This window comes from Arthrobacter sp. HMWF013 (assembly GCF_003061105.1).
In the GTDB taxonomy this organism is placed as follows: Bacteria; Actinomycetota; Actinomycetes; order Actinomycetales; family Micrococcaceae; genus Arthrobacter.
The window spans coordinates 1-1,809 of sequence record NZ_QAIQ01000507.1 but is presented as its reverse complement, the minus strand read 5'-3'; the positions used below and the strand labels follow the sequence as shown (position 1 = coordinate 1,809).

Here is a 1,809-nt window from a genome sequence, read left to right as displayed (position 1 = left end):
GTCCACGATCTCCAGGTCGTTGGCAATCCAGTAATCCAGGCCCAGGCTCTCGGCGATCGGCTGCAGGATCTGGTTGAACCCGCCCGACACCACGGCAACAGCATGGCCTGCGGCCTTGAACGCGGCCACCAGTTCGGCAGCGCCTTCGCTGAGTTTGACCTCGGCCCGCACGGAATCGACGACGTCGGCCGGCAGCCCGGCGAGGACCGCCACCCGGGCGTGCAGGCTCTGGGCGAAGTCCAGTTCCCCGCGCATGGCGGCTTCAGTGACAGCGGCGACTTCTTCCCGCTTGCCCGCGTATGCGGCCAGGAGTTCGATGACTTCCTGCTGGATCAGCGTTGAGTCGACGTCCATGATCAGGAACTTGCGGGCTGCCTTCCGCAGTCCGGCGGGGACAATCGCCGTGTCGATTCCGTCCTGCCGGTGCTGGGCTACGGCGTGCCGCAGTGCAGGGATGCCGGCGGCGGACGCGTCCGGCAGGGCCAGGTCCGCGGTGTGGACGCCGTAACGGCCGTCTCCGGCCTGGGTTTCTGCCTGAAGGGCTGCGCCGTGTCCGGTGAGGAGGGACCGCAGCTGTTCGAGCTCTGCGGGGATCAGTTTGAGGCCATAGCTGACCGCAGTCACGTTCGAAGTCATGGCTGCAATCTTAGCCAGCGGGGGAGTGCCGCCGGAATTCGTCCATCTGCAGGCAACGCGCCGGAGGCGCCTTGGAGGGGCAGAAAGGTGTATCAGTTATCAGTCGGCCCCCGTTTTGTCCTAGTGTCTACTCCTATGAGTGATGTTCTTGAATTGGCCGCCGTCAGCGTTGTCCGTGGGGCCAAAACGCTCCTGAACAAGGTGGATTGGCAGGTCAAGGAAGGCGAGCGTTGGGTGATCCTCGGTCCCAACGGCGCGGGCAAGACCACTCTCCTGCAGATTGCTGCTGCCCGGCTGCATCCCACCAGCGGCATGGCCGGCATCCTGGAGGAAATCCTCGGCGCGGTGGACGTGTTTGAACTCCGTCCCCGCATCGGACTCTCCTCAGCTGCCCTGGCGAACCAGATTCCGGAGCACGAGAAAGTCCTGAACGTTGTGGTCACTGCCGCCTATGGCGTGACCGGCCGCTGGCGTGAGGGCTACGAGAAGGCGGACGAACGCCGGGCCTTCACACTCCTTAACGAATGGGGCATGGGACCACTGCTCAACCGGCCCTTTGCCTCGCTCTCGGAGGGGGAACGCAAGCGGGTGCAGATTGCCAGGGCCCTGATGACTGATCCGGAACTCCTCCTGCTGGACGAGCCGGGTGCCGGCCTGGACCTGGGCGGCCGCGAGGACCTGGTCCACCGCCTCAGCGAGCTCGCCCGGGACGAAGCCGCCCCGGCCATTGTGCTGGTCACCCACCACCTCGAAGAAGTGCCGCCGGGCTTCACCCACGCCATGTTGCTGCGGGAGGCAAACGTTGTGGCTGCAGGACCCATCGATGAGGTCCTGACGGCCGCCAACCTGAGCGAGACGTTCGGGCTTGACCTTGATGTCACGGTGAACTCCGGCAGGTACACCGCCGCCGCGCGCCGCTAGAACGCCGCCCCGAACCATTACCTTGGATCTTCCCGGCAGTATCTTTGTGCTCTTCGCCGGCCTGTGGGCCGGAACCATCAACGCCGTCGTCGGCTCCGGCACCCTCGTTACCTTCCCTGTCCTCCTCGCGCTCGGCCTCACACCCGTCGTCGCCACCATGAGTAACGCCATGGGCCTGGTGGCCGGCGGCGCCTCGGGGGCCTGGGGCTACCGGCGGGAACTGAAGGGCAGGGGCAGACAGCTGCTCAGGCT

3 protein-coding genes are annotated in these 1,809 nt (G+C 65.9%); 2 read left to right on the top strand and 1 reads right to left on the bottom strand.

What is annotated here, in order from left to right; translation table 11 throughout:
- Window positions 1–636: HAD-IB family phosphatase (locus DBR22_RS17840; protein WP_108600120.1), on the bottom strand; the 636-nt coding region annotated here is incomplete at its 3' end.
- A 135-nt stretch (window positions 637–771) separates the two neighbouring features.
- On the opposite strand from DBR22_RS17840, the gene DBR22_RS17835 reads away from it, so the two are divergent.
- Together DBR22_RS17835 and DBR22_RS17830 are read left to right on the top strand one after the other, a co-directional pair.
- Complete coding sequence (locus DBR22_RS17835) at window positions 772–1,557, top strand: ABC transporter ATP-binding protein (protein WP_108600119.1); 786 nt, start codon at window positions 772–774, stop codon at window positions 1,555–1,557.
- 22 nt (window positions 1,558–1,579) lie between these two features.
- The coding region (locus DBR22_RS17830; protein WP_146187557.1) for a TSUP family transporter at window positions 1,580–1,809 on the top strand (230 nt) is incomplete at its 3' end.